Origin of the sequence: Sinorhizobium alkalisoli (assembly GCF_008932245.1) — a bacterium.
Taxonomy (GTDB): domain Bacteria; phylum Pseudomonadota; class Alphaproteobacteria; order Rhizobiales; family Rhizobiaceae; genus Sinorhizobium; species Sinorhizobium alkalisoli.
The window spans coordinates 1,733,087-1,750,068 of sequence record NZ_CP034909.1 but is presented as its reverse complement, the minus strand read 5'-3'; the positions used below and the strand labels follow the sequence as shown (position 1 = coordinate 1,750,068).

Sequence of the window (16,982 nt, the reverse complement as noted above, 5' to 3'; positions counted from 1 at the left end):
GTCCGATCCACTCTGAATCGGGCGGCCAATTTCTTTCGGTTCGCAAAGCGGTTCTTATTGTCGATCGTAGCCGACGCCCCGCGAGCCGCCGGCAGCACAAAAAGGCGCGGCTGGAAGAGCCGCGCCCTGGTATTTCGATGGAGGCCCGTCTTAGTGCCCGACTGCCGCCACCGGCCGGCTTGCGCGATGATCGAGCAATCGGACGATCAAGGCAACGACGGCGAGCAGCCCGCCGAGCATGCTGACGCCGAGCCAGCCGGCCGAGCCCCAGGTCAGGGTGGCAAGCGCGGCACCGGTCGCACCGCCCAGGAACATCGCCGTCATGAAGATCGTGTTCAGCCGGCTCTTTGCTTCCGGATCGAGCGCATAGACGATGTGCTGGTTGGAAACGAGCGCGCTCTGGATACCGAAATCGAGAACGGTCACGCCGATGACCAGTGCGGCCAGCGAAGCCCATGCCCCGAAGATCGCCCAGGCGACGATGGTCAGGACGGAGCCGAGCCAGACGACGAAATGCGGGCCGCGACGGTCGGCGATCCTGCCGGCAAGCGGAGCCGCAACGATGCCCACCGCACCGACAATGCCGAACAGGCCGGCAACATCAGAGCCGAGGTTGAATTGCGGCGTTTCCAGATAGAGCGCAAGGATCGACCAGAAGGCTGTGAACGAGCCGAAAAGCGCGGCCTGCATCAGCGCTGCCGTGCGCAGTGCCCGCTCCCGCTTCCACAGATGGCCGAGCGAGACAAGCGCTGTGCGATAGTGCATGCGCGATGCCGGGTGATGATCCGGCAGGGTCAACACCATCAGCACGGCAGCCACGAGAGCCAGCGGCACCCCGATCCAGAACATTTCGCGCCAGCCTGCATGGGCGCCGACAAAGCCCGACAGCGTGCGGCTGAACAGGATGCCCGACAGCACGCCGGCCATGACCGTGCCGATAGTCGAGCCGCGCTGTTCGGGTGCGGCGAGCGTCGCGGCAAAGGGTACGATCTGCTGGGCAACCGTCGCGCTTGCACCGACGATCAGCGAGGCCGCGACCAGCGCCCAGGCGGTCGGCGCGATCGCCGCAATCGCCAGCGCCCCCGCAAGGATGATGAACTGGCTGATGATGAGCTTGCGGCGATGCACGATATCGCCAAGCGGCAGGAGGAACAGCAGTCCGAGCGCATAGCCGAGCTGCGTCGCTGTCGGGATGTAGCCGGTGATCGGCTGGTGGCCGAATTCATTCTCGATTATGCCGAGCATCGGCTGGTTATAATAGATATTGGCAACGGCAATGCCGCTCGCCGTCGCCATTGCAAAGAGCGCGGCCTTGCTGAGCCCTTGGCTCACCGTTTTGCCGTCCGCTCTCGACGTGTTCATGCCCGATATGTTCATGATTGTCGCCTTTCCGGTTGGAATGAATGCAGATGAGATAGCATTTCCTCGCCATTCGATTTAGTGATGATAAATGATCGGCCTGTGTAACGGATTCCGATAGAATGAATACAGATGACGTTCTCGTCTTCATCGCCGCCGTCGCCGGCGGAAGCCTGGCTGCAGCGGCGCGGCGCCTCGGCCTGACGCCCATGGTGGCGTCCCGGCGGCTTGCCGCGCTGGAGGCGACGCTCGGCGTGCGACTTCTGCACCGCACGACGCGCTCACTATCGCTCACACCGGAAGGCGAGACTTTTCTGCCCTTCGCGCAGGCGCTGATCGAAAACGAGGCGGCGGCCATGGCGCGTCTGCGCTCGGAAAGCCTCGGGGCGGCTGGATTGCTGCGCGTGTCCGTGCCGATCTCCTTCGGCCTGAAATTTGTCATGCCCTTCGTGCCGTCGCTGCTGCAGGAAAATCCCGAGCTGCGCATTTCCGTCGACCTCACCGACAGCCTGCCCGACCTTGTTGCCACCGGAGCGGATCTCGCCATCCGCATCGCGCGGCTGCGCGACAGCAGCCTGATTGCCCAGAAGCTCGCCGCCAATCTGCGCATGCTGGTCGCAAGTCCGGACTACGTGGCACGACGCGGCAAGCCACGCCTAGTCGCCGAGCTTGCCGACCACGATTGCCTGGCGCTCGGCGCCGCAACCCACTGGACGTTTCGCGCGCCGGATGGCGACCGGCATGCACGGCTGAACGTCCGCCTCGCCTGCAGCAGCATTGCCGGTTGCCATGCCGCAAGCCTGGCCGGCGGCGGCGTGGCTCTGCTCTCCAACTGGTATGCCGAGGAAGACATCGCCGCCGGTCGGCTGGTGCGCATCAATCTCGACGATGCAAGACCCGAGCCGATCAATATCTGGGCAGTCTATCCGACGACGCAACTGGTCCTACCGAAGGTGCGCGTCTTCATCGCGGCACTTCGCGCGGCCATGGAGGATGCTGGAATCCGCAACACGGCGGAATGAGGCTCGCAGGCTTCGACGATCTCTCCGGGATTCTTCTGGATCGGCAATCGTCCAGCGCCGGATCGTCGTGGGCCGGCGACGCTCCGATCGCCGCCGGCCGCTGACTTTCTCAGGCGCTGATGAACTCAAGCAGATCCGGATTGATCACATCGGCATGCGTCGTCAGCATGCCATGCGAGTAGCCGTCGTAGACTTTCAGCGTCCCGTTTTTCAGGAGCTTCACGGCGAGCCGCGCGGAACTGTCGATCGGCACGATCTGGTCGTCGTCACCGTGCATGACCAGCGTCGGCACGTCGACCTTCTTGAGGTCCTCGGTAAAATCGGTTTCCGAGAATGCCTTGATGCCGTCATAGTGGGCCTTGGCGCTGCCCATCATGCCTTGCCGCCACCAGTTCTGGATCACGCCGGTCGAGACCTGCGCATTGGGGCGGTTGAAACCATAGAACGGCCCGCTGGGCAGATCGTGGAAGAACTGGGCGCGGTTTGCCGCGAGTTGAGCGCGAAGACCGTCGAACACCTCGATCGGAAGCCCGCCGGGGTAAGCCTCCGTCTTGAGCATGATTGGCGGCACCGCGCCGACCATGACGAGCTTGGCGACACGGCCAGCACCATGGCGCGCGACATAGGCCAGAGCCTCGCCGCCGCCGGTGGAGTGGCCGATGTGGATGGCATCGCGTAGATCGAGTTCTGTCGCGAGCGCGGCGACATCCGCCGCGTAATGAGCGATGTCGTGACCGTCGCTGACCTGGGTCGAGCGACCGTGGCCACGGCGGTCGTGAGCAATTACGCGATAACCCTTGCTCAGGAAGTACAGCATCTGCGCGTCCCAATCGTCCGAGGAAAGCGGCCAGCCGTGGTGGAATACGATCGGCTGGCCCGAGCCCCAGTCCTTGTAGAAGATCTCGACGCCGTCTTCGGTCTTGATGAAGTTCTGGGTCATGGGAAGGGTTCCTTTGCTTTGGTGCGAGGGGGAGTTTTCCGCCGCGAAGGCGGCCGGGACAGCCATCGCGAACGAAACCGAGGCGCCCGCAAGCAGGGCTTGTCTGCGCGATAGAGGCAGGGAAGATTCGATCATCTGGACTCCCGAATGCTGGTGATTGTTGCCTGATCTGCACATCCCGGTCGCGAGGGAGGCGCGGATGGAAGGGGTATCTTTCAACGGCTTTTGTCACGAGGCGGGCCGATCGCCAGAAGGTGGCGCACCACCGGCGCTTCCTGACCCCTGTGGTAGCGCAGGACCTCCTGCTGAGTATCCGCGTCGGCCTTCGAAACGCGCCTGTGCTGACGCAGATGCTCGGCCCAGGATTCGACCATGAACCATTCGACAATCCGGGCGGGCTCGGCCGCATCCTCGGTGACGCCCCAGCCATAGGCACCGTCGCGGCGCCGTTCGTGTGAGAGTCGCGTAAGCATCTTCAGGAAATCGGGGCGGTCCTTCCTGTCGATCGTGTATTCGATCAGCACCATCACCGGCCCCCGGTCGCGTTCGACCGGCTCCTGCGCCAGGGGTTCGGGCCAGTGATTGGAGGCGATGAGGTCGGCCTCGCCCTTCGGGAGCTTCACGGCGTGAAAAGCCAGGCCGACGAAAAGGAGGCCGCCGGCCGAGACTAGGAGCGTCAGGGGCACACCGATCGCTTCTGCAACAGCTCCCCAGATGAGACTTCCGCCGGTCATCGCGCCATTGAAGACCGTCAGGTAAACGGCGAGCGAGCGCCCCCGCACCCAGTTCGGGAGAATTGACTGCGCCGTGCTGTTGAGCGTCGTCAGCGCCGTGATCCAAGCGGCGCCGCAAACGAGCAGCGCGCCGAAGGCAGCCCATTGCGGCGGGGCAAATGAGAGTAGGGCCATAACCGCGGCGGTCAGAACCGCCGAAATCAACAAGAGACCGTCGGCATCGAGGTGGGCGCGCAACCGCGGCATCACCAGCGCGCCGCCGATAGCGCCGGCGCCAACGGCGCCGAGCAGGATGCCGTAGAAGCTGGCCCCGCCGCCAAGAAGCGCGCGGGCAATAAGCGGCAGAAGAGCCCAGATTGCGCTTGCAAACGCAAAGAACATGGCTGCCCGCAGCAGGACGACATGCAGTTCTCTGCTCGCCCGGGCATAGCGCAATCCCGCCCTGAAGGCACCGAAAAACCGTTCGGCGAGAACATCGTCCTCCGGCGTTTCGCGCGGCCACCACAAAAGTGCCGCAACCACGAAGACATAGGTGATGACGTCCACGCCATAGGTAACGGCGGCACCGAACCAGGCGAGCAGCATGCCCCCAAGCGCCGGGCCGATGGCGCGCGAAATGTTGATGCCGAGCGAATTCAGGGCCACCGCACCCTTGACGTCCTGCCTGGGTACGAGCTCCGGGACGATCGCCTGCCATGTCGGTGCGACCAGAGCGGCTCCGATGCCGCCAACGAAGGTGAGGGCGACGAGCGAAGTGACGGACTGCAGCCCCGTGGCGGAGAGAAAGAGGAGGCAGAGGCTCGCAGCGGCGAGAAGCAATTGAACTGCGATCAGGAACTTGCGCCGGTCGAGAATATCGGAGAGTACGCCGGCCGGAATGGCGAGCAGGAAGATGGGCAGCGTCGCGGCGGCCTGTACCAGGGAAACGGCGGCGGGCGTCGCCGAAAGATCGGTCACGAGCCAGGAACTGGCCACGTCACGAATGAAGCTGCCGGTATTGCCGATGATCGTCGCCGCCCACAGCACCGCGAAGACCTTCTGCCGCAGCGGAGCGAAACTGCCCGTCGCCTCGACGGCCGCCGCGCTCATCTCGCGTTCCTCGGTGCCGTTGGGCGATCGCTCAGATCATAGAGGGCGACCAGCACGAAGGCGCCGGTGAGGCCGAGATGCTCGAAAAAGCCGTTCATCGCCATCGACCGCTCCATGCCCGGCGGCAACTCCCAGAAGCGAAGTGCGATGAAGGTCGCAACGAGCGTGAAGAGAGCAAGCGCCAGCGCGGCCGCCCAGCGACAGACTCCTGCAAGGACGAGGGCGGACATCGAAAGCTCGAAAACGATCACGCCAACGGCAAAGACCGGAGCCGGATGGAGGCCGAAATGGTCCATTTCGGCGAGCGCGCTGCCAAAATCGTAGATCTTGACGAGCGGTCCCTGGATATAGGCCGAGCAGAGCGCCAGCAGGCCGATGAACAGGATACGCCTGCCGGCGAGGCCTGCCCGAAAGCGGGTGGTAAGATGGTTCTCGGGGGAAGACAGGCTCATAATCCAGGCTCCTTCTCGGGCGGTCTTCAACTTAACGTAGGACGGGGCCGCCCTTACCAAGACTGATGTCATGTGAACTGGTCGCGACGGTCGGGAATACGCCTTTGTAATAGGCGCCATGCTTCGGCCGTGGATGGCTCACAACGACCGTCGCCCAAGAGTGGCGGGGATTGGCAGTTGCTTGGGTCAGGTCTTGGCCGAGAGCGGCCAGTGAGCTGATCAAGATTGAGGCTGCCGTCATCGCGGCTGCACCAGCGATCTTTTTCACTTGGTGATCCTTACCGGGAGCATTGGCGGTCAATGAAGTCCCGTTCCACTGTTGTCAGACAGCCCAGCATGAGCAGCCGAGCGCGCCAAAGAAGCCCTTGAGATCGGCAATCGGGAGCCTGGATGACCAGGCACCGGCATGGTCGTGACCATGCACGCCGCAATTGTTGGCGCAGCCGCAGGCAGAAATCGCGGTCCTTCGCAAAGAGTTCTTTCCGGCTCCTTCCGGCTCACCCCAGGCGGCATAGCCGCGATAGGTCCTGACCGGCGACCAGTCCGGCATGGCCGGTGGCAGCGGGTTTTCATCGTAGGTCGCAAAGTCGCTTGCCCCGTAGACGACCTTGCCGCCGACGATCGTGAGCTCGGAGGTCAGGAATGAAATCTCATCCTCGGCGCAGGCGAAATAGTCTTTGCTCGCCACGATCAGGTCGGCGAGTTGCCCCTTCTCGATGCGCCCCTTCTTGCCTTCCTCGTTTGAGAACCACTGCACCTTTTCGGTCCACATGCGGAGCGCCGTTTCCCGGTCGAGGCAATTGTGGCGCGGATAGAGTTGCATGCCGCCGACGGTCTTGCCCGTCACCAGCCAGGAAAGCGAGACCCAAGGGTTATAGGAGGCGACGCGCGTCGCATCCGTACCGGCCGAAACCTTCACGCCCTTCTCGAGCATGCGCGCAACCGGTGGCGTCGCTTCCGCGGCACCGTGACCATAACGCTCGACGAAGTACTCGCCTTGATAGGCCATGCGATGCTGGACGGCGATGCCGCCGCCGAGCGCGGCAATCCGGTCGATCGACTGTTCGGAGATCGTCTCGGCATGGTCGAAGAACCAGTTTATGCCGGAAAGCGGGATATCCTGGTTGACCTTTTCGAAAACGTCGAGCGCGCGGCTGATCGTCTCGTCATAGGTGGCGTGCAGGCGCCAGGGCCAACGGTTTTCCGCAAGGATTCGAACCACCTCCTCGAGCTGGCCTTCCATTTCGGGCGGCATGTCCGGGCGCGGCTCGCGGAAGTCCTCGAAGTCTGCGGCGGAAAAGACCAGCATCTCGCCGGCGCCGTTGTGGCGGAAGAAGTCATCGCCCTGCTTGTATTTGACCGAAGAAGTCCATTTGAGGAAATCCTCCTTCTCCTCTTTCGGCTTCTGGGTGAAGAGGTTGTAGGCCAGCCTCACCGTCATCTGGCCTTCATCGGCAAGCTTCTGGATGACGGCGTAGTCGTCCGGGTAGTTCTGGAAGCCGCCGCCCGCATCGATGACACTGGTGACCCCGAGGCGATTGAGCTCGCGCATGAAGTGGCGGGTCGAGTTGACCTGATAGTCGAAGGGAAGCTTTGGCCCCTTTGCAAGCGTCGAATAGAGAATGCCGGCGTTGGGCTTGGCAAGCAGCAGGCCGGTCGGGTTGCCGTTGGCGTCGCGGGTGATCTCGCCGCCAGGCGGATTGGGCGTATCCTTGGTATACCCCACGGCCCGAAGAGCTGCACCATTGAGCAGCGCCCGGTCGTAGAGATGCAACAGGAACACCGGCGTGTCCGGGGCGACCGCATTGATCTCGTCGATCGTCGGCAGCCGCTTTTCGGCGAACTGATGTTCGGTGAAGCCGCCAACCACGCGCACCCATTGTGGCGGCGGGGTAATGGCGACCTGCCGTTTCAGCATGTCCATTGCGTCGGCAAGCGAGCGCACACCGTCCCACCGCAGTTCCATGTTGTAGTTCAGGCCGCCGCGCACGACGTGAGTGTGGTTGTCGTTGAGACCGGGCAGGACTCGCTTGCCCTTAAGGTCGATGACCGTCGTGGTGGGTCCGGCAAGCGCCATGACCTCATGGTCATGGCCAACGGCGAGGAACTTGCCGTCCTTGATGGCGACGGCGGTGGCGTTCGGATTCGTCCGGTCGAGCGTGGTCACCAGACCGTGGTGCAGGATCAGATCGGCGCTCATTGACTCGTCTCCTGAGAACGACGTGGGATCGGCCGCCCGTGCGGGCGTAAACAGGCCTGGGAATGCCAGGGCAGACGCTGCCTCCAGAAAGCGGCGGCGGGTCGGCATCACCCGAGCTCCCGCGGCGATGGCCGGTCGGGCACACCATTACGATCTGCCCCGGTCGGCAGTTCCCCGAAGACATGCGGGACGCAGCGGCTGTGGAACCACGAAACCGTCAGCGGATCCCCCGACAGCACGCGTTTGACGAGCGGCACCGCCTGCTCGCCGATGAGAATGCCTAAAAGCCCCACCAGCGCGATCACCGGCGGCGCGGGGGAGCGAACATTGAGCAGGCTGTAAATGATGCCCACGAGCAGCCCGGCACCGAGCGAAAGGAGATACATTTTCATCGTCAATTCCTCTGACGGATGGCGCTTGCCGTCCCGACCGCGTTTCGAACGCGGCCGGAGGGTATTTGCTCGCGGTGAATGTCAGTGACCTTCGGAGGCGCCGAACATGCTCTTGGCGTAGATGATGCCGAGGCCGTAGGCGCCACCGAATTTCTTGGCGATGCCGGTGGTCATGTCGTAGGTCCCGGTGCGCGCCCAGTCACGCTGCAATTCGAGCATGTATTGCAGCGACGTCATCGGCCGGACACCGGCCTGCACCATGCGATCCATCGCGCGCTCATGAGCCTCGTCGGAAACATCGCCACAGGCATCGGCGATCACATAGACCTCGAAGCCCTGATCGAGCGCTGAAAGTGTCGGTCCGACGATGCAGACGGAGGTCCAAAGTCCGCACATCACAAGGCGCTTCTTACCGATGCGGTTGACCTCCTCGATCACCGCCGCATCCTCCCAGGTGTTCATCGAGGTGCGGTCGAGCAGCTTCTGCTCAGGGAAGGCGTCGGTGATCTCGGAGAACATGGGGCCGGAGAAGGTCTTCTCCGCGACCGTCGTCAGAACAGTCGAGACGCCAAAGCCGGCTGCCGCGTGCGCGACGAGCGCCGCATTGTTGCGCAATAGAACCGCATCTATCGACTTCGTTGCAAAGGACATCTGCGACTGAAAGTCGATCATGATGAGCGTGTGGTCCTTGGGCGAAACGAGAAGTTTGCCGGGAGTCGGGGTCGCGGTCATGGGTATTGTCCTCTTTCAGTGGTTGCCGATATCCGGCACTATGCCGAGGACGGCCGCCCGGTTCTTGTAGCCAAAGATGGATTTTTGTATTTTTTGATCACTGTCAAATCCCGGGCCGGTGGAACCGTTGCGCGATCACGTGCCGCAGTTGAACCACTGAGACACGCGTCAACCGCACCTTCGCCAGGCGCGCCCTTGACACTTCCGAAGCTCCATCGTCATTGCCTGGAAGTGCTCTTTATTGTCGAGCGCTCTGGTCAGGACTGCCGGCTACGTCTCCAGGCACCGGGGGCGGCGCCCATCACCTGGACAAAAGCGCGCGTGAAGTGGCTTTGGTCCGAGAAGCCGCAGATCCTAGCGATCTCTTTAAGAGACGTCTGCGAGAACTGCAGCAATTCTACGGCCTTTTCGATGCGTTGCTGCAACAGCCATCGATACGGCGTCTTGCCCATGGTTTCGCGGAAGGCCCGAAGAAATGTCGCCTGCGACAGATTGCAAGCCGAAGCGAGCTCCTCGACGGTCAGGTCACCATTTAGCCGGCTCTGGGCGAGATCCTTGATCTTTGCCTGGCAACGCGAGGAAAGCCGGCGCCCGCCGGCGGCCGCACCACCGCGGCCGTTGCCGTACTGCTGAACGACATGAACCCCGATCGCGACTGACAGTTGGTCGACAAACAAGGCGCTCCTGTCTGCGCTGCCATCCACTGTCGCAAACAAGGCGCCCAGCATGCCGCCGAGCACAGGATCCGGGTGCGCGGCAACGGAGCGCAATTCACTGACATTTCTGAAGTCGGCCGCATCTGCGATACGCTCGAGTGCGCTGTAATTGATTTCAAGCAGCATGAAGTTGAAGGAGCCGCTCAGGTCAGCGCGATAATCATCGGCGAAATTCCGCAAGTAAACGGCATTCTGCTCGAAATCGTGGACGGTCGAATGATGCTCTTTGAAAATGCGGCGTCTGTGTCCGACTGCTGCCGAAAGGCCGACCAGATAGCCGCGCCCCGTCGCCGGTGTCGTGACCCTGGCGGGCGGCGCCGACGCCGACCTCTTGCGATAAAAGGTCATGTCGCGACCCTCGATCGTTCGATCATCGTCGAGCCTGTCCATGGAACAACCAAGACTGTCGTGAGATCTTCCGCTCGCTGCAATCGAAGAGACGTCCGTCATGGCCTTGTCCTGTCCAATGTGCTTACCCGCGGCGCAGACCGCTTCGTTCGCGCCGGGCATTGGCACAGGAACACGGCACTACGCGGATTGCGGTTCGAAGAGACAGCCTTCACAGAAGGTGCTCGGAATCGCGATGAATTCACCCCATCATCGCCGTGCCCGAGATATTTTCTTGCACGAAGCTCACGCATTTTGAACGATATGAGCAGTGGTCGCGGGGATCAATCCCCGCGCCGATCCAAGGCCATGCGAACAGGCTTGTTCTTTCGTCTAAAGCGCGCCGGTGTCTCGCCCGTCAGACTTGTGAAGACCCGGGTCATGTGGCTCTGATCGGCGAAACCGCAACTGATAGCGACCTCCGCTATCGGCAGGTCCTGCAACAATAGTTCCTTGACCCGCGCGACCCGGTATTCGGTCAGCCATTTTGAAGGGGTACGCCCAAAGCTCTCCTTGAAAGCCTTGTTGAAATAGCTGCGCGACAACTCGCAGCGGGAAGCCAGATCTCCGATTGAGAACGGTCTGTTGAAATGAGCCGCCAGAAATTCCGTAGCGAGCCGTTCCTGCCAGGACGCCAAGGTCCCCTTCTTGTCGGCCGGAAAGTGCAGTCCGCCATAGGTCTGGCTGAGGTGCGCCAGCATGGCGAGATTGATCTGCTCCAGAAACAGGGGATTGGCCTCATCCGGGTTGTCGAGCGATGGCAGCAATGCCTGGGCGAGGCCATGCATGACCGGGTCTATGCGGCCCTGGACGCAAGCGAGCGCCAGGTATTCGCTGCGCCCGACCTCTTCCGCGAAGGCACGCATGCGGGAAAACGGTATGTGGAAGCGGATATTGTCGAACGGCGACAGATGATGGCACTGCCACTGATCGCGAAGGTCGGTGATCGCAAGCGACGCCTTGACGTGTCCTCCTTCGTAGACCAATTGGCCACCTCGCCATAGCCGATGGGAGTCGAAATCACGCAGCTGAACAATGACGCCAAATGCGTCTGTGGACGGGATGGCCGGTGCAACGTCCAGATCGAAGCGATCGGAATACGTTCGCGTGACGAGCACATCGCCGCAAGCAATTGATTTGACGATCGGGCCCGGCCCATGACATGCGGCGTTCAATGCTTCATGCAGGCCCATCGGCGTGGTCTCCCGATTTCTGGCTGAGCAGGCTCCGGAAAGTGTCAGCGGATGTCCGATAGGAGCCTGCGTCGATACGAAGAGCTAAAGCGCGATACACCGTTCAAATGCCGTGACGATACAACAGTTCAGGGTTCGGATACAGAGCGCCCCTCATTCGCAGACGTGGCGGTAATCGCTCTATCCTCCGCGTCAGGGATCCAGCGCGCCTGCCAGGCGGATGGGGTGATGCCTGTCACTCGGCGGAACGTCTTGGTGAAATCAGTCTGGTCGGTGAAGCCGCATCGGGTGGCGATGGCTTCGAGGGCGAGGCTGCATTCGGCGAGATACTGCTTGGCGCGTGCAATTCGATAGCGCATGAGCCACTGCTGCGGCGTCTGGCCCGTGACGCGCTTGAACCCTTCGATGAACTTACGACCGGACACCCCGACCGCTGAAGCTGCTGCCGACATCGGGAAGCGAATGGCGAAATGATCGATCATGAAATCCTTGGCGGCCTTCTCCTGCCAGACCGAGAGGCATGCTGTACTGGAGCCCGGTTCACCGGAAAGATCGCCATAAGCGTGAAGCAAGTGGGCACAGATGGCGATTGCTATGTGCTGCAAGACCGGCGCGTGGGAGCTCCCTTGCTCCTCGAATAGCGGCAGCAGAGCCGCTCCGAGATTGTGCATGACAGCATCGTCCTCTCCCCGCCGGCATCTGAGGCCGGTCGCTTTCGGGGCATCTGAGAACTCGGCGACTTCTCGAAAAAGCTCTCGCGGCAGATGGAAGGCGAGGGAATCGAGATCGCTGAAAAGGCGGATGCAGGCTCCATGGGTCAGATCGACCAGGCAAGCGGAACCCTGCCGAAAGCGGCGAATGTCGCTTTCGCTGCCATCGGCAGCAACGTCGCAATGGTGCGCATCGTTAAGGTAGAGCATCAGGAAGTAAGCGTCGTCCGGCGGCAAAGATACCAGGCGGCTCGCATCCCCCTTTAGCCGCCATTCCAAGCGCGTGACGGAAAATCCGGCGGTGCGAACCGGTCGCGCCAAAAGACATGGCGAATGTGGCAGACCGAAATGAACGCCCACTTCCGTTCCCGTCCTATGGTTCATTCGTACCTCCGAGTCGATGCTCGCTTTTGCGCCGCAAGAGGTCGAAGCAGATTTGTTAGGCCAATCCAACGCTTTATCCGCTTCCTTTGTTTCGACGCAGGTCCTTATCGGAAAACCGTCTGACATGTTTTCGGAACCTGCTCAGCGCTACCGGACTCCTCCCGGGCCGATGCATGGGAGAATTCGACGCCCGAAATCCAGATGCGATTTTCCGACCGTGGCGATCTCAACCACAGATGGGCCGCCAGTAGGCGCTTTCTGTCCGACTCCGAAAGAAAGATGTCTGCAAACCAGTTCAATTTCTTGTCGTTTTTGCTCTCCTTTTGCCGAATGAGACGCCTTTCACGCGAATACAGGACGGGAGCCCGCCTCGCTTTACAGCGGACGCGTATGGGTAACGTACTTTTCGAAGAAGTCCGAGAACCTGGCAACCCGCATCGGCAGTTTCTCGTAGGGCGGATAATGAAGCGTCAGCCAGAGTTCGGGAGGTTCCCAGTCGCCAAGGACTTGCTTCAGCGTGCCCCGTGCCAGCGCATCGTCGACGATGAAGTGCGGCAGCAGGGCTAGGCCTTCTCCGTTTTCCGCCAGTCTGGCGATAAGCTCGCCATTGTTCGCCGCCAGTACCTTGCCGGCGCGTGCCTTTCGCGTCCGCCCGCCGTTCGTCAGTTCCCAACTCTCGGCGATCGCCTCCTCGTCATAGGCGATACAGGCATGGCGATCGAGGTCGCCGGGCGTCTCAGGTGTTCCGAAGGCGGCGAGATAGCCGGGGGAGGCAACCAGAATACGCCGCACGCGACAAAGCTTCCGCCATATCGTCGACTTATCGCGCGGCGGCTCCGAGACCCTCACGGCGAGATCGAAACTGTCGGAAACGATGTCGATGAGCCGGTCCGTCAAGGATAGAGAAACGCTCGTTCTGGGATATTCAACCCGAAATCCAGTGACAATGTCCGGCAGGATATGCTGTCCGAGCGACAGCGGCGCGTTTATGCGGATCAGCCCGGCCACATCGCCGTGCTCTTCGCGCAGATCCTCCCTCGCCTGGTCGAACTGTCTGATCAGCGGCTCGATGCGCGCCGCGTAGACGGCGCCGGCCGACGTCAGAGAAACCTGACGGGTGGTGCGCAGCAAGAGCTGTACGCCAAGGCTCTCCTCCAGCGCACTGACGGCGCGCGTCACGGTCGGCGGTGTCATGGACAGCTGTCGGGCCGCGGCCGTGAAGCTGCGCTGCTGCGCTACAGCCAGGAATACCCGAATATCGCTTAGGCCGCTCATGTTCTTTTATTGCGCAAAATGCAACAATTTTGTCAACATTATTTCTATTCACTTCGACGAAGACCTGACCGATCTTGTCTCCAGACAAACGGCGATACGCCAATCCGGAGAGACCCGAAATGCTTACACAGATCAAAGGCCTTCACCACGTCACGTCGATGGCAGCCAATGCCCAGGAGAATAGTGATTTCTTCACCAAAACGCTCGGCCTGCGCCGGGTAAAGAAGACCGTGAACTTCGATGACCCGGAGGTGTATCACCTCTATTACGGCGACGAGATCGGCACGCCGGGCTCGGTGATGACCTATTTCCCGTTTCCCCATATTGCCAAGGGGCACCCGGGTGCCGGCGAAGTCGGCGAAACTCTTTTCGCCGTCGCCAAGGACACGCTCGGCTTTTGGAAGGAAAGACTCGCCTCGCGCGGCGTCGCGGGACTTTCGGAGCACGCACTCCGCGGCGAGAAGCGCCTTGGCTTCAAGGGGCCCGACGGGGACGCCTTCTCGCTGGTCGAGGTCGATGGTGATCCGCGTCCCGGTTGGATGAGCAGCGAGATCGACGCAGGCGAAGCCATCAAGGGCTTCCACGGCGCAAGTCTGCGCCTGAGGGATCCGGGTGCGACGCGGGAACTGCTCGGCTTCATGGGTTACCAGGAGGTGGACCGCAAGGGCGACTGGTCGCGCTTCGTCATCAGCGGCGGCAACGGTGCCGACATCGTCGATCTGGAAACGGTCCCCCAGGCCGGTCCCGCCCGCCTCGGCGCTGGCTCGGTGCATCATATCGCCTTCGCCGTGGACGATCGCGCGGCGCAGCTTGAGGTCCGAAAGGCTCTGATCGATACCGGCTATCAGGTTACGCCTGTCATAGACCGCGACTACTTCTGGGCGATCTACTTCCGCACCCCCGGCGGCGTGTTGTTCGAGATCGCGACCAATGAGCCGGGGTTTGACCGGGATGAGGACACCGGACACCTCGGTGAAGCCCTCAAGCTTCCCTCGCGCTACGAGCCCTATCGCGACCAGATCTCGCGCCGCCTCGAGCCAATCAGGGACTAGCTGCCTTCCGGACGGCATGTCACGTCGAGCCTGGCGGAGAAGACCATCATGACCATCTCATCCTATCAGGCGCTCGTAAGGGCGCCCGGACGCAACGCGCCGATCGTCTTCGCCTTTCACGGCACGGGGGGAGACGAATATCAGTTCGCCGAGTTGATCGGGCAAATTTTGCCCGATGCCGGGCTGGTTTCGCCGCGCGGAGATGTCTCGGAGTTTGGCGCTCTGCGCTTCTTTCGTCGAACGAGCGAAGGCGCCTACGACATGGAGGACCTGGCAATACGAACAGAGCGGATGGCCAGTTTCATTGCCGCCCACAAAGCAGCAAATCTTGGGCGGGCAATATACGGCCTCGGCTATTCGAACGGGGCAAACATCCTTGCGTCGGTTCTGTTCAGGCATGCCGGCCTTTTCGACCGAGCCGCCCTGCTGCATCCACTCATTCCATGGATCCCCGCGAACAGTGAGCGGTTGAGGGATCGACCAATCCTGATCACCGCGGGGCAACGCGACCCGATCTGCCCGCTCCCGCTCACAGAGCAACTGGTCGACTATTTTGCCGCACAGAAGGCCCGCGTGGAGGCAAGCTACCATTCCGGAGGACATGAGATCCGACCCGGGGAGTTGGAAGCGTTGCACGCGTTCCTGACCTTAGAGCAGTGCAACGATAAGTGAATCCTCTAAGTGGTCTCAACCTGAGGCGGTGTGACTTGCGCTGTGGAGAGTCCGGGCGAAGGTTATCAGCCGGCGACCTTAGGCGATCCGGAGCGGTCGCTGTTAAGCGAAGCTCTTGCGCCGGCGGGCGGGCGAGGGGACATCCTCGACCGGAGGCAGGCTCTGCAGCACGCGGCGCGGCGGCAGGATGGCGATCGCCTCGGTGCCTTCGCGAAGCTTGGAGCGCAGGATGAACTGGCCGTTGTGCTTGGCGAGGATCGCCTGGACGATCGGCAGGCCAAGGCCCGTGCCCTGCTCGGCGCTCTTGATGGCGATGGAGCCCTGGCCGAAGGCCGAGAGGACGATCGGGATTTCCTCCTCGGGAATGCCGGGGCCGTTGTCCTTGATCGAGATGTACTGGCCGCCGCCGGCGGTCCAGCCGCTCTTGACGGTGATCTCGCCGCCGGCGGGCGTGAACTTCACCGCATTCGACAGGAGGTTCAGCGTCACCTGGCGCATGGCCTTTTCATCGATCCAGACGGAGGGCATGCCCTGTTCGAACTGTTCGCTGATGGTGATGTTCTTTCCGCGCGCGCGCAGTTGCACCATGCCGATGCAGTCTTCGGCGATCTCGACCAGGTTCACGGCCTCTTCATTGAGCTCGTACTTGCCCGCCTCGATCCGGGACAGGTCGAGGATCTCGTTGATGAGGTTCAGGAGATGCTCGCCGGAGCGGTGAATATCGACCGTGTATTCCTTGTAGGTCGGATTGTTGAGTGGCCCCAGAACCTCGCTCGACATGACCTCGGAGAAGCCGAGGATGGCATTGAGCGGGGTGCGCAGCTCATGCGACATGGATGCGAGAAAACGGGACTTTGCGAGATTGGCTTCCTCCGCGCGCCGGCGCGCCTCGTCCGACATGGATTTCGCCACCTCGAGTTCGGCGATCAGGTCGTCCTTCTCCGACTGCACCGAGAGGATATGGACGTTCGCGCGATTCATCCGGCCGGTCATGAAGACGAGGAAGGCGAGCGACAGTGACAGCATGCCGGTCAGACCGATATGAATGGGGTTGCCGCCGGTCGAAGACGTGACGGCAAGTGCGACGATGACCGGCGCGAAGGTGTAGACCAGGGCGTGGCGCAAGAGGAATGTGCCGATCGCCGTGGCTGCGAGCGCTATAAACAGCCCGGTGCCTTGGAAAAGAGCGAAGCTGACGCCGCCGCAGGCGTCGCAGTCCCGCAGCGCGAAGATCGCCCAGCAGACCCCCATTAGGACCTGACCGCCAAGGAACCGTCGGCGCCAGGTCGCAACCTTTTCGGGACCGATATTGTCGCGCTTTGCCTTGCGCGCCAGAAAGATCGTGACTGCATGGGCCGAAAGCGCCATCAGCGCCCAGGCGAGAATGCTTCTGTCGCCGGAAAGATAGACGCCGGCGGCCGCGATCAGGGCGATGAGCACCGGCAGGGCGATCGCTCCGTAGAGCACGGAGTCGATGTGGAGCAGGAGCATTTCGCGGTCGAAGCCGGAGGGGGCGGACGATCCGGTTTGCAGCCTTTGCCGCGTCGCGCGAACGGTTCTCGAAACTGTCTTGTTCCGACGGACGCGCGATTTGTCGACGATGATCTTGTCGGTCGATGTGCTGACGGCGATGCTCATGCTCGGATTCGGGGATTGCGTTCGGCTTGCAGTCT

General features: G+C 62.0%; 15 protein-coding genes. 3 read left to right on the top strand and 12 right to left on the bottom strand.

Features of this window, described 5'->3' with window-relative positions; genetic code table 11:
- Nucleotides 1-150: 150 nt before the first annotated feature.
- Complete coding sequence (locus tag EKH55_RS08570; RefSeq protein WP_425353232.1) at nt 151-1,362, bottom strand: MFS transporter; 1,212 nt, start codon at nt 1,360-1,362, stop codon at nt 151-153.
- A gap of 119 nt (nt 1,363-1,481) precedes the next feature.
- Here EKH55_RS08570 and EKH55_RS08565 point away from each other — a divergent pair, with 119 nt between their 5' ends.
- The gene (locus tag EKH55_RS08565; RefSeq protein ID WP_069458391.1) at nt 1,482-2,381 is read left to right on the top strand and encodes a LysR family transcriptional regulator; all 900 of its coding nucleotides are present in this window, start codon (nt 1,482-1,484) and stop codon (nt 2,379-2,381) included.
- Nucleotides 2,382-2,490: 109 nt separating this feature from the next.
- Here the strand turns inward: EKH55_RS08565 and EKH55_RS08560 are convergent, their stop codons facing one another.
- The 10 genes from EKH55_RS08560 to EKH55_RS08515 all read right to left on the bottom strand — a co-directional run bounded on the left by EKH55_RS08560 (nt 2,491) and on the right by EKH55_RS08515 (nt 13,585).
- Nucleotides 2,491-3,321: an alpha/beta fold hydrolase gene (locus EKH55_RS08560; protein WP_151611348.1), complete on the bottom strand. Its 831-nt coding sequence runs from the start codon at nt 3,319-3,321 to the stop codon at nt 2,491-2,493.
- A 215-nt stretch (nt 3,322-3,536) separates the two neighbouring features.
- The gene (locus tag EKH55_RS08555) at nt 3,537-5,144 is read right to left on the bottom strand and encodes an MFS transporter (protein WP_151611347.1); all 1,608 of its coding nucleotides are present in this window, start codon (nt 5,142-5,144) and stop codon (nt 3,537-3,539) included.
- Nucleotides 5,141-5,596 carry a DoxX family protein gene (locus tag EKH55_RS08550; protein ID WP_069458394.1) on the bottom strand — a complete coding sequence of 152 codons (456 nt, stop codon included), beginning with the start codon at nt 5,594-5,596 and terminating at the stop codon, nt 5,141-5,143. Before EKH55_RS08550 ends, EKH55_RS08555 begins: the two co-directional genes overlap by 4 nt.
- 322 nt (nt 5,597-5,918) lie before the next feature.
- Nucleotides 5,919-7,904 (bottom strand): amidohydrolase, encoded by a 1,986-nt coding sequence (locus EKH55_RS08545; RefSeq protein ID WP_151611346.1) that lies wholly within the window; start codon nt 7,902-7,904, stop codon nt 5,919-5,921.
- Nucleotides 7,904-8,188: a XapX domain-containing protein gene (locus EKH55_RS08540; RefSeq protein ID WP_069458396.1), complete on the bottom strand. Its 285-nt coding sequence runs from the start codon at nt 8,186-8,188 to the stop codon at nt 7,904-7,906. Before EKH55_RS08540 ends, EKH55_RS08545 begins: the two co-directional genes overlap by 1 nt.
- Nucleotides 8,189-8,269: 81 nt before the next feature.
- The gene (locus EKH55_RS08535) at nt 8,270-8,920 is read right to left on the bottom strand and encodes a hydrolase (RefSeq protein ID WP_083265311.1); all 651 of its coding nucleotides are present in this window, start codon (nt 8,918-8,920) and stop codon (nt 8,270-8,272) included.
- A gap of 257 nt (nt 8,921-9,177) precedes the next feature.
- Nucleotides 9,178-10,086 carry an AraC family transcriptional regulator gene (locus tag EKH55_RS08530; protein WP_151611345.1) on the bottom strand — a complete coding sequence of 303 codons (909 nt, stop codon included), beginning with the start codon at nt 10,084-10,086 and terminating at the stop codon, nt 9,178-9,180.
- Between the two features lie 221 nt (nt 10,087-10,307).
- Entirely contained in the window at nt 10,308-11,216 is a 909-nt protein-coding gene (locus tag EKH55_RS08525; protein WP_151611344.1) for a helix-turn-helix domain-containing protein, read from the bottom strand.
- A 128-nt stretch (nt 11,217-11,344) separates the two neighbouring features.
- On the bottom strand, nt 11,345-12,310 hold the full coding sequence (locus EKH55_RS08520) for a helix-turn-helix transcriptional regulator (protein ID WP_151611343.1): 966 nt from the start codon (nt 12,308-12,310) through the stop codon (nt 11,345-11,347).
- Nucleotides 12,311-12,685: 375 nt separating this feature from the next.
- Complete coding sequence (locus EKH55_RS08515; protein WP_151611342.1) at nt 12,686-13,585, bottom strand: LysR family transcriptional regulator; 900 nt, start codon at nt 13,583-13,585, stop codon at nt 12,686-12,688.
- A gap of 119 nt (nt 13,586-13,704) precedes the next feature.
- Here EKH55_RS08515 and EKH55_RS08510 point away from each other — a divergent pair, with 119 nt between their 5' ends.
- Both EKH55_RS08510 and EKH55_RS08505 read left to right on the top strand, forming a co-directional pair.
- Nucleotides 13,705-14,637, top strand: coding sequence for a VOC family protein (locus tag EKH55_RS08510; protein WP_151611341.1), 933 nt, complete (start codon nt 13,705-13,707; stop codon nt 14,635-14,637).
- Between the two features lie 48 nt (nt 14,638-14,685).
- Nucleotides 14,686-15,309 carry an alpha/beta hydrolase gene (locus EKH55_RS08505; protein ID WP_151611340.1) on the top strand — a complete coding sequence of 208 codons (624 nt, stop codon included), beginning with the start codon at nt 14,686-14,688 and terminating at the stop codon, nt 15,307-15,309.
- Between the two features lie 102 nt (nt 15,310-15,411).
- On the opposite strand, the gene EKH55_RS08500 is transcribed toward EKH55_RS08505, so the two are convergent.
- Entirely contained in the window at nt 15,412-16,947 is a 1,536-nt protein-coding gene (locus tag EKH55_RS08500) for a sensor histidine kinase (protein ID WP_151611339.1), read from the bottom strand.
- Nucleotides 16,948-16,982 lie beyond the last annotated feature (35 nt).